This is a genomic window from Bacillus sp. ISL-46 (assembly GCF_018613205.1).
In genome coordinates, this window is the sequence record NZ_JAGGQR010000045.1 from 165572 (window position 1) to 188550 (window position 22979).

The 22979-nt window shown below is 36.8% G+C and carries 21 protein-coding genes and 1 pseudogene; 13 read left to right on the plus strand and 9 right to left on the minus strand.

The window, feature by feature from the left end; translation table 11 throughout:
* Positions 1-7: 7 nt before the first annotated feature.
* Complete coding sequence (locus J7E67_RS21400) at positions 8-574, minus strand: DUF2238 domain-containing protein (RefSeq protein WP_214732789.1); 567 nt, start codon at positions 572-574, stop codon at positions 8-10.
* Positions 575-765: 191 nt separating this feature from the next.
* On the opposite strand from J7E67_RS21400, the gene J7E67_RS21405 reads away from it, so the two are divergent.
* The gene (locus tag J7E67_RS21405; protein ID WP_214712165.1) at positions 766-1383 is read left to right on the plus strand and encodes a GntR family transcriptional regulator; all 618 of its coding nucleotides are present in this window, start codon (positions 766-768) and stop codon (positions 1381-1383) included.
* 63 nt (positions 1384-1446) lie between these two features.
* Here J7E67_RS21405 and J7E67_RS21410 read toward each other — a convergent pair whose 3' ends face one another.
* Together J7E67_RS21410 and J7E67_RS21415 are read right to left on the minus strand one after the other, a co-directional pair.
* Complete coding sequence (locus J7E67_RS21410; protein WP_214732790.1) at positions 1447-3003, minus strand: ABC transporter permease/substrate-binding protein; 1557 nt, start codon at positions 3001-3003, stop codon at positions 1447-1449.
* Positions 3003-4127, minus strand: a complete 1125-nt coding sequence (locus tag J7E67_RS21415; protein WP_214732791.1) for an ABC transporter ATP-binding protein — start codon at positions 4125-4127, stop codon at positions 3003-3005. The genes J7E67_RS21410 and J7E67_RS21415 overlap by 1 nt, the downstream gene beginning before the upstream one ends.
* Before the next feature lie 182 nt (positions 4128-4309).
* On the opposite strand from J7E67_RS21415, the gene J7E67_RS21420 reads away from it, so the two are divergent.
* The gene (locus J7E67_RS21420; protein ID WP_214732792.1) at positions 4310-4993 is read left to right on the plus strand and encodes a M50 family metallopeptidase; all 684 of its coding nucleotides are present in this window, start codon (positions 4310-4312) and stop codon (positions 4991-4993) included.
* A gap of 80 nt (positions 4994-5073) precedes the next feature.
* A complete protein-coding gene (locus J7E67_RS21425; protein WP_214712174.1) occupies positions 5074-5559 on the plus strand; it encodes a nitroreductase family protein in 486 nt (161 codons plus the stop codon).
* A 46-nt stretch (positions 5560-5605) separates the two neighbouring features.
* Here the strand turns inward: J7E67_RS21425 and J7E67_RS21430 are convergent, their stop codons facing one another.
* Entirely contained in the window at positions 5606-6577 is a 972-nt protein-coding gene (locus J7E67_RS21430; protein ID WP_214712175.1) for an NAD(P)H-dependent flavin oxidoreductase, read from the minus strand.
* Positions 6578-6786: 209 nt separating this feature from the next.
* On the opposite strand from J7E67_RS21430, the gene J7E67_RS21435 reads away from it, so the two are divergent.
* Positions 6787-8031: a DHH family phosphoesterase gene (locus tag J7E67_RS21435; RefSeq protein ID WP_214732793.1), complete on the plus strand. Its 1245-nt coding sequence runs from the start codon at positions 6787-6789 to the stop codon at positions 8029-8031.
* Positions 8032-8324: 293 nt separating this feature from the next.
* A complete protein-coding gene (locus tag J7E67_RS21440) occupies positions 8325-9314 on the plus strand; it encodes an acyltransferase family protein (protein ID WP_251026906.1) in 990 nt (329 codons plus the stop codon).
* An 89-nt stretch (positions 9315-9403) separates the two neighbouring features.
* Here J7E67_RS21440 and J7E67_RS21445 read toward each other — a convergent pair whose 3' ends face one another.
* Positions 9404-9925, minus strand: a complete 522-nt coding sequence (locus J7E67_RS21445; protein WP_214712178.1) for a MerR family transcriptional regulator — start codon at positions 9923-9925, stop codon at positions 9404-9406.
* A 103-nt stretch (positions 9926-10028) separates the two neighbouring features.
* The gene (locus tag J7E67_RS21450) at positions 10029-11039 is read right to left on the minus strand and encodes a MerR family transcriptional regulator (RefSeq protein ID WP_214712179.1); all 1011 of its coding nucleotides are present in this window, start codon (positions 11037-11039) and stop codon (positions 10029-10031) included.
* Between the two features lie 235 nt (positions 11040-11274).
* Here J7E67_RS21450 and J7E67_RS21455 point away from each other — a divergent pair, with 235 nt between their 5' ends.
* Positions 11275-12111: a DMT family transporter gene (locus tag J7E67_RS21455; RefSeq protein WP_214712181.1), complete on the plus strand. Its 837-nt coding sequence runs from the start codon at positions 11275-11277 to the stop codon at positions 12109-12111.
* Positions 12112-12192: 81 nt separating this feature from the next.
* On the opposite strand, the gene J7E67_RS21460 is transcribed toward J7E67_RS21455, so the two are convergent.
* Positions 12193-12981 (minus strand): Cof-type HAD-IIB family hydrolase, encoded by a 789-nt coding sequence (locus tag J7E67_RS21460; RefSeq protein WP_214712183.1) that lies wholly within the window; start codon positions 12979-12981, stop codon positions 12193-12195.
* A gap of 309 nt (positions 12982-13290) precedes the next feature.
* Between J7E67_RS21460 and J7E67_RS21465 the strand changes: the two are divergent.
* The 7 genes and pseudogenes from J7E67_RS21465 to J7E67_RS21495 all read left to right on the plus strand — a co-directional run.
* Positions 13291-13815, plus strand: a pseudogene (locus J7E67_RS21465) (VC0807 family protein); the annotation flags it as partial.
* Positions 13816-13844: 29 nt separating this feature from the next.
* On the plus strand, positions 13845-14444 hold the full coding sequence (locus J7E67_RS21470; RefSeq protein ID WP_214732795.1) for a TetR/AcrR family transcriptional regulator: 600 nt from the start codon (positions 13845-13847) through the stop codon (positions 14442-14444).
* Positions 14445-14632: 188 nt separating this feature from the next.
* Positions 14633-15352, plus strand: coding sequence for a DUF2306 domain-containing protein (locus J7E67_RS21475; RefSeq protein WP_214732796.1), 720 nt, complete (start codon positions 14633-14635; stop codon positions 15350-15352).
* A gap of 66 nt (positions 15353-15418) precedes the next feature.
* Complete coding sequence (locus J7E67_RS21480; protein WP_214732797.1) at positions 15419-16153, plus strand: polysaccharide deacetylase family protein; 735 nt, start codon at positions 15419-15421, stop codon at positions 16151-16153.
* A gap of 582 nt (positions 16154-16735) precedes the next feature.
* Positions 16736-17083, plus strand: a complete 348-nt coding sequence (locus tag J7E67_RS21485) for a hypothetical protein (RefSeq protein WP_168244713.1) — start codon at positions 16736-16738, stop codon at positions 17081-17083.
* Between the two features lie 124 nt (positions 17084-17207).
* The gene (locus J7E67_RS21490; protein ID WP_214712197.1) at positions 17208-18710 is read left to right on the plus strand and encodes an aminotransferase class V-fold PLP-dependent enzyme; all 1503 of its coding nucleotides are present in this window, start codon (positions 17208-17210) and stop codon (positions 18708-18710) included.
* Between the two features lie 99 nt (positions 18711-18809).
* Positions 18810-19298: a L,D-transpeptidase family protein gene (locus J7E67_RS21495; RefSeq protein ID WP_214732798.1), complete on the plus strand. Its 489-nt coding sequence runs from the start codon at positions 18810-18812 to the stop codon at positions 19296-19298.
* Between the two features lie 372 nt (positions 19299-19670).
* Here J7E67_RS21495 and J7E67_RS21500 read toward each other — a convergent pair whose 3' ends face one another.
* Together J7E67_RS21500 and J7E67_RS21505 are read right to left on the minus strand one after the other, a co-directional pair.
* Positions 19671-22085: an immune inhibitor A domain-containing protein gene (locus J7E67_RS21500; protein ID WP_214732799.1), complete on the minus strand. Its 2415-nt coding sequence runs from the start codon at positions 22083-22085 to the stop codon at positions 19671-19673.
* A gap of 286 nt (positions 22086-22371) precedes the next feature.
* Positions 22372-22905 (minus strand): YceI family protein, encoded by a 534-nt coding sequence (locus J7E67_RS21505; protein WP_214732800.1) that lies wholly within the window; start codon positions 22903-22905, stop codon positions 22372-22374.
* Positions 22906-22979 lie beyond the last annotated feature (74 nt).

The following is a 22979-nucleotide window of genomic DNA, read 5'->3' on the forward strand; positions in this document are numbered from 1 at the left end:
CCTCCTCTCATACTTTAGGCTTTCGCACAAAGGCGTAAAAGGAGACTAGGAGTCCCCCCGCAAACCCACAGAGTAAGTCATACATTGTATCTTTATTTCCGCCTCTTTGCATGGTGTGAGTAAACGTTTGATCACCCACAAACTCATAGATCTCCCAAAGTGCACTTGCTAGGACTGAGAGTGAAAGAACAAAAAGAAATAAAATCCATCTTGAAGCATCATTCCGCACATCGTTCGGGATGAATAATTTAAATAAAGTTATACCAACAAAAGCTACATACATACCCTTTAAAATATGAATGGTAGAGTCCCACCATTTATAATGAAGGTAAAAACTCGCGATCGATCCTAAAAATAATGTACAGAAAATTAACATATAATAACCTATTATAATTGGGAGGTTAAATGGATTCTTTTTCTTAAATATTAGTAGGAGGGGCAATCCACTCACAAGAATGCCGCCAAGTGCTACTTGCCATCTCGAGGAATCCTCTTTAATAAGGTAATAAACAAATAAGGCAGACATTAATAGAATAAAAACAACACTTAAAAGGATAATTACTTTCCGTTTCAAATACTTCACCCCATTAAACAAGATTCCTTACAATTATGTCCAATAAATACAAATGAAATCATGGAAAGTTAAACTGAGTGGAAATGAAATATTTGTTCTCGCATATACACATGGAAAAGAGTATATTTGATAAGTAGCAATTACTATAATTATGTACAGACTCAGGTAAAGAATAGATGGCGGAGGAAGCTATGCAAAAGGCACAAATACCAACTTACGAGCGAATAGCGATAGATCTAGCAAATAGAATCTACGATGGGAAATTTAAGGTAGGAGAAAAGATTCATGGCAGATCGACGTTAGCAAGTGAATACAAGGTTTCCCCTGAAACTGTTAGGAGAGCCATTAAGATTCTAGAGGATGTCGAGATTGTCCAATCCACTAAAGGTAGTGGAATCGTCATATCTTCTCGAGAAAATGCCTATAAATATATTCAACGGTTTTCCAACATCGCAAGTATTAAAGATCTTGAAAAGCAAATGAACTCACTGATTTCTGAAAGAGACAAGCTCGATGAGCAGCTGTTTGACACGCTTAGAAAAATCATGGACTACTCTGGAAAGCTTCGTCACACGAACCCATTGGCGCCAATCGAGGTAGAAGTTTTTCCAGGCTGTATTCATATAGGACAAACTATTTCGGAATTGAAGTTTTGGCAAAATACCGGGGGAACCGTGATCGGCATGAAACGGAAAGGTGAATTAATTATCTCACCGGGACCTTATGCGGTAATTCTTGAAGGGGATGTCCTGCTTATCATAGGTGCTGAAGAAACTCATGACCGGGTGATTCACTTTATGGAAGAGTAAAAACGGGTTGGAATATATGAGAAAAAGCCGGATGTTGAGGTCCGGCTTTTTCCTTTTCCACTATTATTCTAATAATCCTTCTGTTTCCAAAAATTCTTTTGCGACTTTGGCAGGTGACTGTTTGAGGCTGTCGACCTTATAGTTGAGTTCGCGCATTTTTTCATCAGTTAGCTTACCAGATAAGGAATTAATAATCTTTTTTAGTTCTGGATGTTCTTTTAATGTTTCTTCTTTTATCATCGGTACGGCATAATAGGGAGGGAAGAAGTTTTTATCATCCTCTAATACCTTCAATTTAAACTCTTCAAGTAACCCGTCCGTCGAAAAGGCATCGATGACATCACTTTTATGGTTGTTTAATGCAGTATAGCGTAACCCGCCGTCAATGGCTTTTACGTCTTTAAATTTCAAATTATACTTTTTGGAAAGTCCGCGTAATCCGTCCTCGCGATTTGGAAATTCGATCGTCGGACCCATGGTTAATTCCGAGCTTATCTTTGCTAAATCAGAGATCGTCTTTAAACCATATTCTTTTGCGGTGTCTTGACGAATTGCTAAGGCATAGGTGTTATTAAATCCAAGCGGTTTTAACAATTCAAAACCATATTTTTGCTTGAATTCCTTCTGGACAATATCGTAGACGATGTCCGGATCACTCTGTGGCTTCTTCTTTAAGATATTAATTAATCCTGTCCCCGTATATTCAACATACATGTCAATGTCCCCATTTTTAAGGGCACTGAAGGCAACCTGACTACCACCAAGATTTAGTTTTCTTTCTACTTGAATATCAGTCTTATTTTCTATTAAATCAGCGAGCATATTACCTAATATCATTTGTTCGCTGAAATTTTTTGAACCAATTACAATTTTATCCTTTGCGTTTGCCTTTGAATAAGCAGTAATAGTCCCGGCAATGATTAACAAAATACAGGCCATACTAATCATTATTTTTTTAGTGGTTTTACCAGTCTTTTTTGCTGATCTTTGCTTGCTTGTATAAGAAAGTGAGGATTCGAGTTTTCCGACAATATAATCAATGAGAAGTGCAAGAATACAGGCTGGAATAGCTCCGGCCAAAATCATATAATTGTCAACTGTTTGCACACCAGAAAATACGAGATACCCAAGTCCGCCTGCACCGATGAAGGCTGCAATGGTCATTAATCCAACAGCGGTAACCGCTGAAATTCTGATACCCGCCATAATCATCGGGAAGGCTAGTGGTAACTGAACCTTTCTCATCGTTTGACTCTTGGTCAGACCGATACCTCTGGCGGCTTCCAGAATGTCTCCATCAATATTCGTTAAACCAGTGTAAGTGTTTTTAACGATGGGAAGCAGCGAATATAGAACGACCATGATAATCGCTGGGGTACTGCCGATTCCAACGAATGGGATGAGAAATCCAAGTAATGCCAAACTCGGTACAGCTTGAATCACATTCGTAGTTCCAATAATAGGTTTTGAGAGCTTTGGTTCTCTTGAAATTAATATACCGAGCGGAATCCCAATTATAATCGCTACTAATACAGAAATCACACTTAAGTAAAGATGCTGCCCAAGTAAACTTAAAATCTGCTCATAGTTTGTGGTTAAATAGTTCCAAAATCCACTCATTAAAAGGCCACCTCCAAATCAATTAGTTGGCTGCTTAATGCAGATAGAATACTACTTCTTGTAATGAGACCAATTAATTGGTTATGACTATTCACAACAGGTACATAACCGATTTTATGTTCATTCATTGTAGCTAACACAGAAATTAAATTGGCACCCTGTGAAACGGAAAGAACATTTTGTTCCATAATCATTTCAATCGACGTCGTTCGATTTAACAACTGGATGCTTTTTAATGTCACTAAACCCTTAAGGACATTATGTTTGTCAGTAACTATTAGGCTGTCTACCTTATGGTCCTTCATAATCTCAATGGCCTGAAGTACGGTCCGCCTTGCGGTAATTTTTACTGGATTAGGTATCATAATATCCTCGGCCATTAATAATTCAGGATTATTCCAAACTCTTCTTTTTCCAATAAATTCTTCAACAAAGTCATTAGCAGGATTTTTAAGAATGTTTTCAGGCGTATCATATTGGAGAATATCACCGTCTTTTAGAATGCAAATCTTATCTGCTATTTTAATAGCTTCGTCCATATCGTGGGTGACGAAAATAATCGTCTTGTTTAATTCCTTTTGCATTTGGAAGAGTTCATCTTGAAGGGAGCTTCTTGTGACTGGATCTAAGGCGCTAAATGGTTCATCCATTAAAATGATATCGGAGTTGGTTGAGAAGGCTCTTGCCACGCCAATTCTTTGCTGTTGTCCCCCGCTCAATTCCTTCGGAAAACGATGTAAGAACTCCTTAGGATCTAAGCCGACCAACTCTAGCAATTCACCTGTTTTTTGGGTAATCGAAGCGGGATCTTCACCCTTTAGCTTTGGAATCAATTCTAAATTTTCTTTAATGGACATATGTGGAAATAAACCAGTATTTTGAATGACATAGCCAATGTTTCTGCGGAGCTCAATTGGATTTATGGTTGAGATATCCGTCCCATTTACATAAATTTTTCCAGAAGTTGGCTGAATCAATTTATTAATCATTTTCAGTAAAGTGGTTTTCCCACAGCCACTCGGTCCGATAAAAACAACTAACTGTCCAGCCTCAATATCTAATGAAAAAGGATTAATAATTGTTTTTGTCCGATACTTCTTAACAATGTTTTTAAATTCTATCAATTCCATTCCCCCCAATAATTAAGTTGTCTTGCGTCAATGCAACAACTTAATGGTAACATAAAAGTTGTTGGTTTGTCTAATCAAGCCGATTTTTAAGAAAGAGCTGAAATTTGCAATAGTAATAACATAAAATGTTAAAATGGTGTTAGTAATTAAATTTTTAAAAAAGAGGAGAATCTATTTTGAGCTTTGTTCGAGACAAATTCAGTGCGAAGTTTTTCCTTTTCCTCGTGTTTGCTTTTCTGTTGATCCATGTGCCATTGCTAGGAAACTATGTCAAAGTCATTAATACACTTATACATGAATCAGGTCATGCTTTGATTGCTCTTTTTGGGGGTAATGTAGAAAGAATATCTTTATTTATGAATTCCGAAGGGGCTACATATAGTAATCAGTCTTCTTATTTGGGAAGCTTCCTTACCAGCCTTGGTGGGTATACCTTTGCCTCCTTTATGGCATTTGTCTCATTTTTACTAATTGGAAAGAAAAAGCAGATTGTGTTGATTGATATATTGCTAGGTTTTATCGGTTTGAATCTTATTTTTTGGGTAAGGAATCCTTACGGGTTGTTTTGGCTATGCTCATTTGCCGTTGTCTTTCTTTTATTACTCATTAAAGGGAGTCAAAACTTTAGAGATAACTTATTACTTTTAATTGCTTCAATTTTATTGGTTGATTCAGTACAAAGTGCTTATGAAATATTATTCATTAGTATATATCAGCCCCAATCAGCAGGGGATGCAGCCAATCTTGCGCGGATCACAGGTTTTATTCCAGCTCCTATTTGGGGGATTTTCTTCTTTGTCCAATCACTATGGTTCTGCTATTACGGCTTAAAACGTGGATATTATAAACTGGGGAATTAAAACTTTTACGTACAAAATATTGGGAGAGACATAAGATATTACGATGGGTTTCGATATGAATATAAAAGGGGAGTTATTGATTGAATATTATTGATTTAATTAAAACTCGGCGCAACATAAAAAAATTCAAACCTGATGAAATTGACAAAAATTCACTTCACGCATGGCTAGAGGCTGCTGCCATGGCACCCAATCACCGCATGACAGAACCATGGGAGATTTACTTTATTGGAGCAGAAACAAGAGAAAAGCTAAACCATAAAACTAATTTTGGAAACGCACCAATAGTACTGATGATTTTATCCAAGCACGGGGCGACATCCGTAGAAACAGTGGAGAATGCGCTGGCAACTGCGTGCTTTATCCAAAATTTTAATTTAGCTGCATGGACAGAAGGGGTTGGGACCTTTTGGTCATCGATTGGCATTACGCCCAAAAACAGGGGGATTCTTGGTGTTCCGGATGGCTATGATATTATTGGCGTTCTGGGAGTAGGCTATCCTGATGTAATCCCAGAGCCAAAACCACGTACACCGATTCAGAACAAATTCAGAAATTTACCATAACAGGAACAGGAAAGAGCCAACTGTACGGTTGGCTCTTTTAAATATGCTAGATAGCCTGATTGTATTCTAATGTAAGATTATCAATGATTGTTTGAACGGGAAGAATATCTTTGATTTCTCCAACTCTAGCCCCTGCAAAAACAAGGCCATTTTCCGCATCACCATTCATGGATACCAAAAGAGAATCCATGGTGCAAAAGCGGTAAGAACAATTCTTTAAGCAATCAATGCATTTAGCGATTTTTAGCTTATCTGTACCACTAATTAATTTTGCAAAATTATTATTAATGGCTCTTCCGTGAAGACCAACGGTTGTTTTTACCAAAACCAAATCTTCTTTACCTGCATCAACATATTTTTGTTTAAAAGTTAATGGGGCATCACATTCCTCGCTGGCTACAAAGCGTGTACCCATTTGTACACCAGACGCACCCATTGCAAGAGCTTTTGCAATATCGCCGCCAGTCATGATTCCTCCTGCCGCAATAACGGGGATGGAAACCGCTTCAACGATTTCTGGGAGGATATCAAACATTGGGCGGTCTGTTCCAAGATGTCCCCCTGCTTCAAAGCCTTCAACGACAACTGCTACTGCTCCCAGTCGTTCGGAAATCCTGGCTAATTTAGCAGACGAGACTATAGAGATAACAGGAATTCCTGCTTCTCTTCCCCATGCGTACATATCTCGTGAGATTCCAGCTCCAGAAATAATAAAGTCAACTTTTTCTTCTAGAGCTGCTTTCATTTTTTCTGCAAAGTCATTCATCGCGAATAGAACATTTACACCAATGTATCCTGCATCTTTGATCAGACTTTTAGCTTTTCTTATATGTGTTCTCATTTCGTCAGTTGAAATCCCTGTTCCAGATATAATCCCAATCCCGCCTGCATTTGCGACAGCTGAAGCCAATTTGCTTAGAGAAATACCGACACCCATTCCACCTTGCATGATTGGAACCTGAGGTCTCATATGGCCTATTTTAAGTTGTGGAAAGTTCAAATTATAACCCCGTTTCATTGTTTGTAATAGAAACTTCCCATGCATCATACCATGTCATTTTTAATATGTCTGTGATTACTATCACCAGGTCATAATGGTAGGTGGTATTATTTTCTATATGATAAAATAAAGATTAATGTTAAATCATAACTAGGTTAACCTGCATAAAAAATTTGCTGAAACCAAACGATACGTTATGAAGCGAAAAATGGATGGTGGTAGATAGGATGATTATTTTTACGGATATTGATCTTGATGGTCTTGGTTGTGGACTTATTGCGAAACTGGCATTTGCAGACAAGGCCAATATATTTTACTGTTCTTATCGAAATTTAAATCAAAGAGTGGAAGCAGTTATTAAAAACCCTGAGAATAATAATGTGGAAATCTACATTACTGATTTGGCTGTAAATGAGCAGGTAGAGAAAAAACTCGAGGAGCGGTTCCAAAAGGGAAAACCAGTTCAAATGATCGATCATCATGTGACTGCTTTGCATTTTAATCAATACAAATGGGGGAGCGTAATTCCTGAGTATGAGACGGGAAAAAAGACTTGTGCAACTTCTTTATTTTATGATTACCTAATTGAACACAAAATGATGGAACGAAATAAAGCACTTGAAGAATTTATCGAATTAGTACGTCAATATGACACTTGGGAGTGGGATGAAAATAATAATTTAACAGCCAAACGATTAAATGATTTGTTCTATATTATGAGTCGTGAACTGTTTGAGGAGGAAATGTTAAAAAGGTTGACTGAAAATAATGAATCATTTGTTTTGACCGATACGGAACATATGCTGCTTGATATCGAGGAACAAAAAATTCATCGTTACATCCATTCGAAAAGTAGACAACTGGTTCAAACTTTTATTGATGATTACTGTGTTGGAATTGTTCATGCCGAACAATATTTATCAGAGCTAGGGAATGAATTAAATAATTTATATCCGCATTTGGATATGATTGTCCTTCTGAATATGGGTGGAAAGAAGATGGGATTTCGAACCATTCATGATGAAATAAATGTAGCCGAATATGCAAAAAAGTACGGAGGAGGAGGGCATCCGAAAGCCTCTGGATCAGAAATGACAAGGGAAGCGTTTGAAAAGTTTGTAATAAATGTTTTTGAAACGATTCCACTTAAACCAGATGCAGATCGGAATGAATTTAATGTTAAGGATTCACAGGTTGGAACATCTTATCAGAACCCGTTAGGAGAAAGTTCATATATCATTCCATGTGGAGATGGCTATTTTTCTATAATACATAATAAGAAGAAATTGGAGCAGTCTTTCTCTGCATTCGCGGATGCAGAACGGTATTTAAAAAGAAATTATTCTTCTTGGCTTCGAAGCGACCATGAATATCTTTATCACGTTTCAAAAGCTCTTCGGATCTCACAAGATGAATTAAGAGGGAATTATCAGGAAACCATCAGGAATCATCTTGTAGATATTACTTTATGAATTAGTAAAAGCCATTCCTTAACGAAAAAAGGAGTGGCCTTTTTTTGATTTTTTTAACATTCAATTTTAAGGGTTTATTAAGAGTGAAGTGGTAATATAATCGTAGGTATATGAGATTATTATTTCAAAATCGTAATAACCATGCAACAGAAAGTTAATTTATATACATATTCCTGTAATGTTCTTTTGTTATGATTGGTTAACAACTAAGAGAATTGGTCTTGGGAATTAAATGGTGAGGGTTTGGAAAAAAATTAATATACCTTTTTGATTGAATTAACCTATGGGGTGATATGATGGCTTCAGCTTCAAAAAGGAGTAAATATTTTGATAATGCAAAATTCATTTTGATTTTTCTCGTCGTTTTTGGGCATCTCATAAGTCCATTAAAGGAACATGATGGGATCCTTTTCACTTTATATACAGTTATTTTTCTATTCCATATGCCCGCTTTTATCCTAATCTCTGGATACTTCGCGAAAGGTTATAAAAAGAAAGGCTACTTTATAAAGTCTATTAAGAAGATATTACTTCCTTATTTTATTTTTCAGATGATCTATTCCATATATTATTATTTAAATGGGCAGGAAAATAATATAGAAATTGATTTTTTACATCCTCATTGGTCGCTTTGGTTTTTGATGAGTTTGTTTTTTTGGAATTTACTGCTATATCTCTTTGCAAGGTTAAGATGGAGGGGCTTTTTTATTGCCATTGTCTTGGGAATTGCGATTGGTTTTGTTGATCACGCGGGTAGTTTTTTAAGCCTATCAAGAACATTTGTATTTTTTCCCTATTTCCTCTTGGGTTTTTTACTAAATGGTGATCAGTTAAAGAAAGTAATTCGGGCCAGATATTCACTTCCAGTTGGTATAATAATCATTATCGGGACTTATATTTTCTTTGGGTTCAGTTTCCCTCAAGATGCGGTGCCATGGCTTCTGGGCGATACATCATATGCAAATATGGGGGAAAAAGAGTTGGCCGATGGGCTGTTGCGAGGACTTCAATATGGGCTGACATTAATAGTTGTATTTGGGTTTTTAGCATTAATACCTTCCAATCAATTTAAAGTAACGAAAATTGGTGAAAGAACTTTATATGTCTATTTGCTTCATGGATTTATTATTAAATCGCTCCAAGAGATTCTTCCAAATAAAAGTATCATCTCCATTTCAGGGAATTATCTTTTACTTTTCGTTCTTTCCTTTATGATCTGTATCGTTCTAGGAAGTTATTTAATTAAAAAATATACTCAACCTCTTGTCGAATTTAAAGTTTAAAAGAATACAGGGAGTGGTTAATGAAAGCCGAACTAGTATGGACCAGTTCGGCTATTTTTTGTGTATTTAAATTATAAAATTGTAACGACCTAAAACCCAAATAATGAACTGACAATATTTTTCTTTTTTCTTTTTACTTTACTGTGATCAAATACAAGTGGTTTTTCCATTTGCGAGGTCATTTTTAGTTGGTTCATTTGTTTTTGAAGTTGTTCTACCTGCTGCGATAAATCTTTTACGAGATGTTGCAAATCCTCTAGTTCACGGCGATGCTGAAGGAGTTGATAGGAAGCAACCGAATCTGCTTTTGAATTTAGATTACTTTCCAATTCACTGACTTTTGAATATAACTTTTCTAGTGCTTGATCGTCATTTACCGCTTTAACAGCACCTTTTCGAGGATTTTTTTTCTCTTTTAATGGGACTATTTCTTGGATTAGTGTCCCGTTTTGGAGCTGTTCGTGTATTTTTTTTAATAGTTCTATATCCTCGCTGCTAAAATGGTAATGACCACGCTCATTTCTTTCCATTGGAAGCTCAAGCTGTTTTACCCAGCGCTGAATAGTACTTGTAGATACTCCTAATAATTTTGCTACTTCACTTGTATTCATTTCGAATCCCTCCATTGATAAAATAAACCGCAATCCACGAGTGACGAAATTATTGTTTTTTGTCTTTAAAAGGGAGTCGTTCTAATCGAAGAAAACTTTCGTATTAAGTCCAGAATTTCCACCATTTCTTTTCTTTTGTTGCAGCCACATGTCTATAACTGTTAAGCATTTGTTGAAAGGCTAATTCTCTTTGCGAAATTTCATGTCGATACTGATTACGCTCTTCAAGGAAAAATTCACGTTCTTTTGACATTGCCTCTGTGAGACTTGAGATTTCGTTATTAGTAACATCCACATAGTGGGATAGTTCCTCGGAAGTTTCTGACAACTGCTTGGAAAGTGTATAAATTTCTTGCGAAGTCTCGATTGAAACATTAGCAATGTTGTTGGATAGGTACTGTAATGAGTCAGCTGATAGTTCAGATGCTTTTTCAAGAGTCTCTGATAACTCCTGAATTTCAGCTCTTGTGTTAGCAGATGATTTATATATCGAGTCAGATAATGATTTAACTGTGGTATAGGTTCCATTCTTTATTTCCTTTTTTACTTCATCTAGTACTTCTCTTCGAACAACCGTCCGGATTTCATCTTTTACGTCGCTTAAGAAATTTTGCTTGTACGTATCCATTGCCTCGAAAAACTGATGTGCATCTATAGCGTCTTGTATGGTTATCGGTTTGGCTGAGTCAGAAATGACCTCTAATGAGACCATAGGTGATTCTTGCATATCCAGATTTTCTATTCCATTGAGTGAAACAGCGAATGATTCTTGGACATCCTGGTTTTCAATGACCCCTTGTGGAACTGCCAATGATTCTGAGACATCCTGATTTTCAATGGTCTCTTGTGAAACTGCGGGGGATTGGGGTATATCCTCACTTTCAGGGTGAAGTTTTTTTTGCATCCATTCCCTGATTGTTTCCTTACTTAACTTTTTTTCATAAAGTTGTTTAATTTCTATTAGCTGGTCAATCTCCCTATCTGTACATATTCTTGCCCCTTGTTTTGTACGAGGAATTTCTAGTAAATCAACTAAATCTTTTTCCCATTGACGTATGGTGCCTGGTGTTGTATTTATTTTTTTGGCTACTTCTTTTAAGGTATAGGTCTTCATATAAAAATCATTCCTTTCTATTTATCTCGGAAATAATTCATCTTTATGTTAGTAATTCACCATTCGGTAGCACATTTTCCTGCTAGATGACAAAAGCTATCAAAACAAGACGGAAAGCATGAAATAACAACAATATTTTGCAAATTGAGCATTTATTAAAAAAAAAACGATTGAGCAGAGTAGAAATGAGGTTTATTATATGGAGAGGAACTGATGTAGAAAGAAGGATCTCAACATGTGGATTGCAGCGGCCTTTGTTACTATGGTTTGTTTTGGGACTAATAATACTATTTTCAAGTGGAGCACGGAGAAGAAAGTGTCGAAAGTACATATTCAGTTCTTCTTCTATTTTGTAGCATTCCTATTAACTTTGGGATTTGCTTTTGTAAACGGGACAGTCCATTTGAATCTTATCACCATTTTACTAGGAGCTTTTATTGGAATATTAAATGCAAACGGAAATATCCAAATGTCAAAGGCCTTTGAAAAGGGCCCTGCTAGTTTGACATCGCCATTAGTAGGAACAAATACAATATTTCCAATCGTATGTGCTGGCGTTCTTTTTCATGAACATATCACAGTGATTCAGTGGGTAGGAATCATAATTATGCTTGGCTCAGCCATGGCCATCCAGTATTCATCTGGTAATAATAGAGGAATAAATTATTTCCCTTGGATTATTCGCGTTGGGCTTGCGATATTTTCTTTTGGTTTACTAGGGGTTTTAATGAAAACTACATCCTATTTGCAAATAAATTCATTAGATATCCTCATTGCCATGTATGGCGGGGGGAGTGTCTATTTAGCTATTTGCAGTATCTTGAAAAAAGAAAAGTGGCAGAGGTCAGAAGCCAATGTGGGATCCATTGTTGGACTAATTAGCATTTTAGGATATAGCAGTTATTTCTATGCCCTTAATTCTGGAACGGCAAGTATTGTGTTTCCAATTGTAAGTTTAAATTGTCTAGTAGTGGTTCTAGCTGGGTTTATACTTTTTAAAGAAAAATTAAAAAGATATCAAGTGATCGGTGTATGTACTGCTCTACTTGGGATAATTTTCACAAAGATCTAAAGCGCAAAAAAGTGCAGAGTGTTTCAAGTTAAATTGAAATGCTCTGCACTTTTTATTTGGCATCATGATTTATTACCTATCTCAATTCACCATCCCAAGCTTTTTCAACCCATTATATATTCCAGAATCAGTAACCTTGGTAGTTTTATGCTTTGCATATTTAAAAAGGTCTGGATGGCCGTTACCCATGACAAAGCTTTCGCCCACGTTTTGAAGCATTTCCTTATCATTCATTCCATCTCCAAATGCAATCGAACTTTCCTTATTGATGCCTAGCCGCTTCAAAACTACTTGAACTCCATAGCCTTTGTTCACTTTGTCCCTGATTACATCATAGCAATGATGCATTCCCTCGACATTGACTTGGGATAAATGGATTCCCTCTTCATTATTGTAAAGGACAGGGTCATCTTTTTTTAGATTGACTAGTGTCATCCCTAAGATCGAACTATTAACTGAAGGAGAATAAGGTTCATTTTTATGTAAGTGGAATTTGTGCATAAACTCCGTTGTGATCCCAGAATCTACATTGGTAAAAACGTTCTTATTATTCGTATACAGGACCACTTCATGCTGGTTATCCTTAGCAATCTCTAAGAAATTCATAACTGTAGAGCTCTTCATAGGCTCCTGGAATATATCTTCACCTTTATAAATGGCATATGCACCGTTATAACCAATGAATGAGTGAATATTTAACTCTTTTGCGAGTTCATCTAATTCATGTAGTGGCCTTCCTGTAGCTAAGAAAACTTCCAAGCCCTGAGCCTGAACCTTTGAAATGGCCTTTTTTGTTGAATCTTCAATCGTACCATCTGGTCTCAGTAATGTTCCATCGATATCTAAAAATAAAACTTTATAATTGGTCATGAATGTAGCTCCTTCTTTGAAGAATGTTGTTTTTAGTCTACCACTTATTAAGAAAGGATGTCACATGAATATAGAATGCAATTTAAATACGAAAAGGGAAAAAAAGTAAATAAAACAATTTACAAACCGGCAGTCGGTTTGTAAGATAAGTTTATTACATTTAAAAGGTGAAAAAGGGGAGGCATACACGTGAATGTAAATTATAAAAAGAAATTGATCCAATCGATTGTATTAAGTATTGTAATAAATGGAGTGATACCAGTTATCGTTTATAACTTACTATTAGACTAGTACACAAGTTTTGTTGCGTTTTTAATTGCTACTTTAATTCCATTGGCGGATAATCTTTTCCATCTTGTGAAATATAGAAAAGCAGATGCGTTTGGTTTATTTATGCTAACTGGCTTTGTATTAAGCTTGCTGGCGTTCGTTCTTGGTGGAAATGAAAGGCTTATCCTGTTAAGAGAATCAATGGTTACAGGATTGCTAGGCCTGATATTTATCGCATCCTTGTTCTTTGCAAAGCCATTAATTTATCATTTTGCCATCAGGTTTAGTGCAAGTGAAGCCACGGAAAAGAAGGGGCAATTCGAAAAAAACTGGGAGCATCCATATTTTCGGTTAGTCCTTAGAATCATGACAGCAATTTGGGGAATCGCATTATTAGGTGAGGCGATTGCCAAAATCATTCTCGTCTACGAACTATCGGTCTCGGCATTTTTAGCGGTGTCACAACTGATTTTTTGGGGGGTGATTAGTGCAACGATTTTATTTACAATTGTGTATCGCAGGTATGCAAAAACACGTCTAGACCTATTAACTAATAATAAATAACTCATCATGAAATTAAGGAAGGTAGTATTATGGCTAATTCAACTATTTATGATAACCCGAGCTTTCAACACATCCTATCAATAACTGAAGAAATCATTATCGAAAAGGGCTGTAGAAATACGACACTAAAAGACATTATTGAAAGATCTGGACTATCTAAAGGGGCCATCTATCATTATGTTGACAGTAAGGATGAGTTGTTCGGGCTCATTCTAAAATCTAAAATTGAAGAAATGAATGAAAAATTTCAAATGACAATTACTCAATCCATGCAAGAAGAAAGTCCTAATCAAGGACGGTTTGGGGTTGTCAGTCAATTTTTTCACTCACGGCAAAATTCCAATGATATTGGAAACTTAATTTTTATATATTTGTTAAGCCAAGAAAATGAAAAGGTCAAAAATATCCTGACTGAACTTTTCCGCTACAGTAAAGATACTGGTACCCAATGGATTAAGATGGGGCAGGAAAATGGCGTGATCCCTCCTACTATTGATGCAGAAAGGATGTCAACACTAATGATGACCTTTTCATACGGTTTACGGGTCACGCAAAGTTTGAGCTCCTCAAAAGAAGACAAAGTAGATGCAAGTGATATTTTTAAAGTGATTATGAATTCATTAACATGAATCTTTTCTTGGGCCCCATTAGGTGGGGGTTTGTACGATAAAAACAAACCGACTGTCGGTACATTTCTTAAGTGAGGTGTTAATAATGGGTTACATTCAATTAGGATAGAGAGGGATCATCCGACTTCCATTCAGATCCGTACCATATAAATGTTTTGAAAAAATTTGGGGTAATGGAGGAAAATAAAATGAAGAATGAGACGAAAAGGAAACTTACAATTGGCGTTTTATATTTTACGATTGCTTTATTCGCCGTCTATATCTTTGTTATGTTTCTATTGAATGGTGTGGAATGGGCACCAATGGTTAAGGGAAAAATGGAAAACCCAGATTTTTCATTGACAACGTGGAAGTGGTTTTTCTATCCTCATATTTTATTTGGTACGATCTCTCTAGCGATTGGTCCTTTTCAATTGACTAAGATAAGCCAAAGGAAACCAAAGCTTCATAAAATATTAGGCAAAATTTATGCAGTAGCAATTTTTATTAATATACTTGTCGTACCATATATTTCTCTTTTTGCAACAGGAGGAAAGGGGTCAACCATTGCATTTCTAGTCCTAAATGCTTTTTGGCTGTGGACTACTTCTATGGGCGTAATCAAGGCAACCCAGCGGAAAATAAGTGCACATAAGGTCTGGATTCTTCGTAGTTATGCAATAACATGGGTGTTCGTTACTTTTCGGATAGTCGTCATCCCTTTTTCCATATTTTTGGATAGTTCAGTAGCCTTTCCAATTGCAGTATACCTAGCCATTGTGATGAACCTATTATTTGTGGAATGGAAAAGGAAGAAAAATAAGAAATATACATCAGGACAAAAAATCCCTAGCTCCAATCCAGTTGTTTCACTTTTTTGTGAGTTGATCTCATCCATCGTAGAAAGCTGCCAAAAGCAGCTTTTTTAATGAAATGATATTTTGGAGGAATAATAGGGGGAAGATAAATATAAAACGCAAAAAGCGAGGAATTTTATGAAAAAGATTTTATTACTATTCTTATCTCTTCTCATTTTAGGTCTTCCCAAAAGCGTCTATGCTAAGCAAAAGATTCCTATATTAATTTATCATTCCATCGATCAATTTGACAGTATTGGATCCAAGGAGTTATATGTAACTCCAGAAAATTTTGAGAAACAAATGGCATATTTAAGAGATCATGGTTATACCTTATTAACTTTTGAGCGTTGGAAGGATATTAAAACTGTTCAAAAGCCAATCTTTATCACCTTTGATGATGGTTACAAAAATAATCTTAATGCCTATTCGATTTTTCAAAAACTCACAACAGAAAGTTTTCATCCAGCCGGTACCTTTTTTGTAATTTCTGATTTCGTAGGAAGGGCAAACCGCTTATCTAAAGCAGATCTAAAAATGTTAGCAGATTCAGGATTAATATCTATTCAGTCACATACAGCTACACATCCAGATTTAATCAAAGAGGAAAACTTAAAATATGAACTAAAAGAATCGAAAGAAAAAATCCAGCAAATAACAGGTAAAGCTGTTATTGCTCTAGCGTACCCCTATGGGATTACGAATGAACATGTGGTGGCGGAAGCGAAAAAGTATTATCGGTATGGACTGACTACAACGCCAGGCCCATTTTCAATGACAGGCTTTAAGAACGAGCTTTACTATTTACCTCGAACGTATATAAAATATTCAACTACACTCGATGATTTCGAAAAAGCAGTGAAGATAGACTAATTTAAGAACTATTACTTTTAAGAGGTATTTGTTTTTTCCAAAAAAATTAGTTGTGCAAGGAAGTGTTAACAAAAATGTTACATAGGAAATAGCAGTTGCTGAAAGATTTATTTCATCATTCGGCAGCCTGCTTAATAACCTTCGAAATATCGATCCTGCTTTGAGTTTTTCAGCAAGTGAACTGATTTCTTTTTCAAAACAAGTTCTTAGAGCACCACTTTCCAGAAACATGTTATTTTATCAAGAAACTGGCTGATTTTGCACCAGAACTTCTTTCCGAAAGCTCCCATTGTTCTTTACGAAAACCATCTTTTAGTTAGAAACATAAAAAACTGTGCAACCAATCGGTTTGCACAGTTTTTTTATTGATTTTATACGAGTTCTTTATCCTAGGAAATCTGCCACGTATTAAAAACCTAGAAAGTATTACTAGTGCGGATCCAATTACTCAGGTGATTGAGGAGAAAGACTCAAAAAAATAGCTATTGAAAAGACAATGTAAACTGGCCGAAACCTCAATGTAATCAAACCACGTTATAATAGTATAAACATAATCGAGACTGTATTAGGGCGGGTGTTTATATGGAAGAGACAATGGCAAAATCCTACTTGCAAAAATCATTAGATGAGTGGAAAGATGATATTTCACTAGTCTTAACTGAAATTGCAAATGAATATGATGAAGTAGCACAGGAATTAAAGGTGTACTCCTACAAATATGGCATAACAAAGCAAGTGATACAATCGACGGTAAATGAAGAAATTATTGATAAAATTCGCGACATGTACCATAAACCATTTGAAGAAAGCTATAACCAACTAAAAGAATACATAAAAGACCTAGAGGAAAAAAGACGTGTCTTTCAAATGTTTATCCAAAAAATTGAGGAAGTTACAAGGAAAGAATCAGCGAAAATTACTACTTATTAGTAAATACTAATACCAGAAGAGCAGCCCATATAGGGGGCTGCTCTTTTTAGATTTCGTTAAAGAAACCGTGCTATAGATTCCTGCATATATTAATAACAGATTTATATTGTGAGGTGTGAAACAAATGATCACCGCTAATATTGGAAGTAAAACCTATCGGATTCCGGATAACCTTGAAGAATATTTTCAACCGTTTCGCTCACAAGTGATTGGGACGAACCAAGTGTTTGATTCCCCCTATGGGAAAAAGAAAATCATCTATGCGGACTGGACGGCAAGCGGACGACTTTATCGACCCATAGAACAGAAAATTTCTGAGGTATTCGGACCCTTTATGGCAAATACACATACAGAATCGAATATAACTAGTTTAATGATGACAGGGATATATAATCAATCCAGAAAAATTATTAAGGAACATGTTAACGCCGACGAGCATGATGCCCTAATCCTGGATGGATTTGGAATGACCTCTGTGATGAATAAGTTTCAGAGATTGTTAGGAATTAGAGTTCATGAACAGTGGAAAGGGCGGCTGCAGATTTCCGAAAATGAGCGACCAGTAATTTTTATTACACATATGGAACATCACTCAAACCAGACATCCTGGCTCGAGACATTGGGGGATGTGGTTGTATTAAGTCCAGACGAGGAAGGAGGCGTGGACAAAAATCAGCTTGTTCACCTGCTGCATCAATATAAGAATAGAAAAATGAAGATTGGTTCGTTTACAGCATGCTCCAATGTAACAGGGGTTCAAACCCCATACCATCAATTAGCAAAAATTATGCATCAACATGGTGGCATTTGTATAGTGGATTTTGCGGCTGCGGCTCCGTATGTGACCATTAATATGCATCCAAAGGACCCATTGGAAAAACTTGATGCCGTCTTTTTCTCTCCTCATAAGTTTTTAGGGGGACCGGGAACTAGTGGTGTTTTGGTCTTTGATACTAGGTTATATGCTAATCATGTTCCAGACCATCCCGGGGGCGGGACTGTGACCTGGACGAATCCATGGGGTGAGCACCAATATCATACCAGTATCGAGCTGCGTGAAGATGGTGGGACACCAGGAATATTACAAGCCATTCGGACCGCCCTATGTTTGAATTTGAAGAATCAAATGGGTGTGGACAATATATTAACAAGAGAGAAGGAACAGTTAAGTATTTTATTACCTAGATTAGTAGAGATTCCCGGCCTTCATTTATTAGATGGTCATAAAAAAGTTCGTCTGGGTATTGTTTCTTTTTATATTGAGAAAATCCATTACAATCTAATCGTGCGCCTTCTCAATGACCGGTTTGGGATTCAAGTAAGAGGTGGCTGCTCATGTGCAGGGACCTACGGACATTATCTCCTTCACATTGATAAACCTTCCTCTAAGCATATTTCTGAACAGATTAATCAGGGAGATCTGTCGGAGAAACCAGGGTGGGTTCGTTTCTCATTACATCCGATTATGACTAACGAAGAAATCCTATTGTTTGTAAATGCCATAAGAGATATCACCTTAAACATAAATGAATGGAGAAACGATTATCGATATGATAAGGCAAGTAATGATTACTTTTTTGTGAACCACGTAAGAGAGGATATGGCCCCACTATTTCGGTTTGAATAATGCTGATCCAGCTAGAAAGGAAGGATATCAGTACCTATTCTAAATAAGGCAACCACAAACTTGTATGGTCATATGCTATCAGAAGAAAGGTGGGATCGTATGATTCATATAGTTAAGCCTGGCGAAACGCTGGGGATTATCTCTGCTAATTATCGCGTAAGTCTCCGTAGACTTCACGCAGCAAATCCTGGGGTCGGGCAATTACATGTAGGCCAAAAAATCCAAATTCCAGGTCTGCCAGAACCCACTACTATACCCTTTTCCATTCAAATCTCTGTCGGAAAACGAAGACTTACATTATATAACAATGGAAGGCTAGCAAAAATTTTTCCAATCGCGGTAGGGAAGATGTTGACGAATACTCCAACAGGTGATTTTGTGATTGTAAATCGGCAGTATAATCCAGGGGGACCATTTGGAGTGTTGTGGCTTTCACTTTCCAAACAAGGTTACGGGATTCACGGCACAAACGACCCAAGTTCGATTGGAAAAGCCGTTTCCCATGGCTGTGTGAGAATGTATAATCGGGATGTTTTGCAGCTGGCGGATATGGTACCAAATGGGACTAGAGTGATTATTCGTCCTTAGGGGAAAAAAAGGCCGGTTTTCGAATCAGCCTTTTTCTAATGAAGCCAAGGGAAATATAAAAATCTATCTTGATGTGACATTCATGAAGACAGAAATCAGAGGGAAAGTATAAAATTAGTCCTCATGAGGTGTTCATGAAGACAGAAATCAGAGGGAAAGTATAGAATTTGTCCTCATGAAGTGTTCATGAAGACAGAAATCAGTGGGAAAATGTAAAACCTGTCCTCATAAAGCAAAAAACTTAATTTTCGTATCAGCCATCTAAATTTTATAAAAAAGTAACTAGTTTATATTTCTCCATAGGAAGACCGCTCGAAGTGTCGATATGAAAAAAATCCCACCTTCTAAAGTAAGAAGGTGGAACTCATTTAATTACTTATATATTACGATTGAGCCAACAGATTTGTCTTTGGATTGTCCGTTAACTCGAACTTTAAGTCCATAGTGCGGGATATCCCGACCAGCATCAGGTAAGAAGGTATTTAAAAACGAATTGCTGTCATTGAATAACGATACAGCAGTTTGACTTGGAGCAGTTAATGTCTGTACACCTGGATAATTTAGGTTTAATCCTGAAGTAGAATTTAAGCCGAAAGCTGCATCCGCAATTTGATAACGAGTGCTTGCTTCAGGAGTAGATCCATCAGCAGCTAAAAGCCATCTCAGATCCTTTGATAGATGGGCATCTACTACACCTAGGAAACCATTTCCTGGGTGTACACCAGTCCAGTTTTCTGTATAGCTGTCATCCACATACCAAACAACTAAACCGCCATCATAGCTCATTAATGTGTTACCACGTTTAATATTGGCAAGGCCTGAATCAACACCTTGATGGTTACGCCATTCGAGAAGGTAGTAATGGTCTGTGAGTTTATTTCCATCCATTTTCGAGAATCCATTTAATGTAAATGGAGAGGTCGGGCTTTCAGCACCATCTTCTACTACTGTTACTCCATCAGCAACAACCTTTAAATTATCTGCGAAGAAACCAATATTTGATGTACCCCAGTCAGTTGCATAGCGAAGGCGAAGTTTAATCTTTTGACCTTTGTACTCTGATAGATCAAAAGATTGTGCCTGCCACCCATTAGAATTACCTGAGAAACCAGGCATTGAATTCAAGATAGTAGGGTAACCTTCAGCTACAACATCCGAACGAGTATTAGAATTCCCTAGTGAGTTCCAAGTAGCACCATCGTCAGTAGAAACCTGAACAAAAGCAAAATCCCACTGCTCTTCAATATCATACCAGGCATCAAATGTTAATGTAGCAGAATTTTTCCCAGTTAAATCTACATCAGTTACCATATTTGTATCCATTTCATCTTTTTGCCCGCCCCAGAATTCAAAGCTTCCAGAAGCAGGTGTGTTAACAGGGGTTTTCTTTTTCGGTAAGTTTACTCGAATTGCCTGATTATTTTTCCCAAGTGGTGAATTTGCTTGGTCGAGTAAGAACTGTGTTCCTTTTGTGGAGACTTCTTCCCAGTTTACAGATGTAGGGGCAGTCCATTTTCCACCCAATGTAGATTGGAAGTATTGCTTTGCCCAAGGAGAGAAGCCTGTTGGTTCTGAACCTGGGATTTTTCCTGCCCATGATCCAGCTGACATAATGGACCAATATCCAATCGGTTCGTCAGCACCGGAATAGATTGTATCATATTCATCTGGAAGCCCTAAATCATGACCATATTCGTGTGCGAATACGCCGGTAGCTCCGTCTTCAGGCATCATTGTGTAATCGTAGAATCCTGGTTTTCCAATTGGATGCTGGATTGATTCATCATAACCGTCTAAATCAACAAACTTTGCAGAACGATGTGACCAGATTGCTTTATCTCCTAGTGAACCACCACCAGCTTCTTGGCCCATACCAGCATGAATAATCTGAAGATGGTCAACTAATCCATCTGGCTCCCAGAAATCACCATCACTATCAAAATCATGTGGATCCTCTAGGTCATAATCTTCCAAGGGGATTCCTGCAGCTAGTGCAGCTTTATAAGTATCGACAACCAATTGTTTTGATCCACCTGGGGTTACATTGTCATGTCCAGTAGCACTATCAGCTCCATAAAATGCTGCAGTTCCAGGAACTTTTAGCCAACCATACGCTTGTCCATTTATCGTATATGTTCCACCAGATTGTTGTTCATAATATTGCTTTTGGGATACAAATGTTTCACCATTAGGCCCTTTAACTCCGTTTTTACCAAAAATCATATCTTCATAGTGTTGTAGAGTATAGTCAGAATAATAGTTATCAGTCTCATCCTTCCTTATATTATTATGTGCAATGTCCGAGTACTCTACAGTTAATGTTAGTAATTTGCCCTGTCTTTGAATTCCAGGTGAAGTCCCTTCTTTAACTGGATCAGGATTGCCTTTCAACTGTCCATTTTTGTTACCATTTCCTTTTAAAAGACCTTTATTGAAGTCTTTAAATTTCCTTTGTTTTTCTGCATCACCAGCTTTTACTTTTGCAGCTAAAGGGTCAGATGTCTTTACTTTATCCTCTTTACCCTTCAATTCTATGTACTTATGTAATGCTCTTTGCTTTTCAGCAGTAGATGCTCCCTTTGAGATAACACCACGTTTAATAAGGGCATCTAGTAATTTATCTTCATTTACTACCGATAGGTCTAGTGAACCATAAGAATGCGAATTAGTGGTTGGACTTTTTGCTAGAACTCCACCCGATGTACTAGCATAGTTGCCCGGAAAACCGGCAAACAATGTACCAGCCATTATTGCGGTGGATAGACCTGTTTTTAATAGTTTCTTCATAAAACTCCCCCTAATTTTTTTGGCTTGCTAGTAAATAATATTTCGAAAATTGAAATAAAACAATAGGATTATCTCCTTAATTTTCTGTTAATTCAGATAAGTTTTAGTCCTTTTGAATTATTTTCGACAGCGATTTTAATTTTTTTGAAAAAGGTTATATCATATATGAAAATAGCCGATTGGACTAATCTATTAATTTACAATGGGTCTATTCTATAAAAAAATAATGCGTGAATTCGATGTGAATTCACGCCTGAAATGACTTAATGTGTTTGATTTATCTTAATTACTCAGCTTTAGCTGCTTGAATTTGTAAGTTGATTTTTACTTTGTCAGCAACAAGGACGCCGCCAGTTTCAAGTGCCGCATTCCAAACTAGGCCATACTCAGAACGATTGATCGTACCTTCTGCACTAAATCCAACCTTTTCATTTCCCCATGGATCTTTTCCTTGACCTTCGAAAGTAACTGCAAATGTTTCAGGTTTTGATACACCACGTAGTGTTAAATCACCAGTAACATTGTATTCGCCGTCATCTGTTTTTTCAATTTTAGTAGAGCGGAAAGTCATTGTTTGGTGATTAGCTGCATCAAAGAAATCTGCAGAAACCAAGTGTCCATCACGGTCTTGATTTCGAGTGTCTACACTTGCAGTATCAACTGAAAATTCAATGCTTGCAGTTGTTAAATCGGTTGGATCTGCATCAATCGTTGCGTCAAACTTGTTGAAAGTACCTTTCACGTTTGCGATCATCATGTGACGAACAGAAAAATCTACACTGCTGTGTGATGCATCAAGAGCCCATTTAGTTTTTTTCATTTTATTTCTCCTCCAGTATGTTTGTTTAATTCGTTTATCTTGAAATCAAAATAACTTAATTCAAGATAAATTAT

Bases quoted from the DNA above. Each gene is read 5' to 3' on its own strand.
- J7E67_RS21405 (WP_214712165.1), top strand. From the start codon at position 766: ATGCAAAAGGCACAAATACCAACTTACGAGCGAATAGCGATAGATCTA.
- J7E67_RS21410 (WP_214732790.1), bottom strand. From the start codon at position 3,003: ATGAGTGGATTTTGGAACTATTTAACCACAAACTATGAGCAGATTTTA.
- J7E67_RS21430 (WP_214712175.1), bottom strand. From the start codon at position 6,577: ATGAAACGGGGTTATAATTTGAACTTTCCACAACTTAAAATAGGCCAT.
- J7E67_RS21435 (WP_214732793.1), top strand. From the start codon at position 6,787: ATGATTATTTTTACGGATATTGATCTTGATGGTCTTGGTTGTGGACTT.
- J7E67_RS21440 (WP_251026906.1), top strand. From the start codon at position 8,325: ATGATGGCTTCAGCTTCAAAAAGGAGTAAATATTTTGATAATGCAAAA.
- J7E67_RS21445 (WP_214712178.1), bottom strand. From the start codon at position 9,925: ATGAATACAAGTGAAGTAGCAAAATTATTAGGAGTATCTACAAGTACT.
- J7E67_RS21450 (WP_214712179.1), bottom strand. From the start codon at position 11,039: ATGAAGACCTATACCTTAAAAGAAGTAGCCAAAAAAATAAATACAACA.
- J7E67_RS21455 (WP_214712181.1), top strand. From the start codon at position 11,275: ATGTGGATTGCAGCGGCCTTTGTTACTATGGTTTGTTTTGGGACTAAT.
- J7E67_RS21460 (WP_214712183.1), bottom strand. From the start codon at position 12,981: ATGACCAATTATAAAGTTTTATTTTTAGATATCGATGGAACATTACTG.
- J7E67_RS21470 (WP_214732795.1), top strand. From the start codon at position 13,845: ATGGCTAATTCAACTATTTATGATAACCCGAGCTTTCAACACATCCTA.
- J7E67_RS21475 (WP_214732796.1), top strand. From the start codon at position 14,633: ATGAAGAATGAGACGAAAAGGAAACTTACAATTGGCGTTTTATATTTT.
- J7E67_RS21480 (WP_214732797.1), top strand. From the start codon at position 15,419: ATGAAAAAGATTTTATTACTATTCTTATCTCTTCTCATTTTAGGTCTT.
- J7E67_RS21485 (WP_168244713.1), top strand. From the start codon at position 16,736: ATGGAAGAGACAATGGCAAAATCCTACTTGCAAAAATCATTAGATGAG.
- J7E67_RS21490 (WP_214712197.1), top strand. From the start codon at position 17,208: ATGATCACCGCTAATATTGGAAGTAAAACCTATCGGATTCCGGATAAC.
- J7E67_RS21495 (WP_214732798.1), top strand. From the start codon at position 18,810: ATGATTCATATAGTTAAGCCTGGCGAAACGCTGGGGATTATCTCTGCT.
- J7E67_RS21500 (WP_214732799.1), bottom strand. From the start codon at position 22,085: ATGAAGAAACTATTAAAAACAGGTCTATCCACCGCAATAATGGCTGGT.
- J7E67_RS21505 (WP_214732800.1), bottom strand. From the start codon at position 22,905: ATGAAAAAAACTAAATGGGCTCTTGATGCATCACACAGCAGTGTAGAT.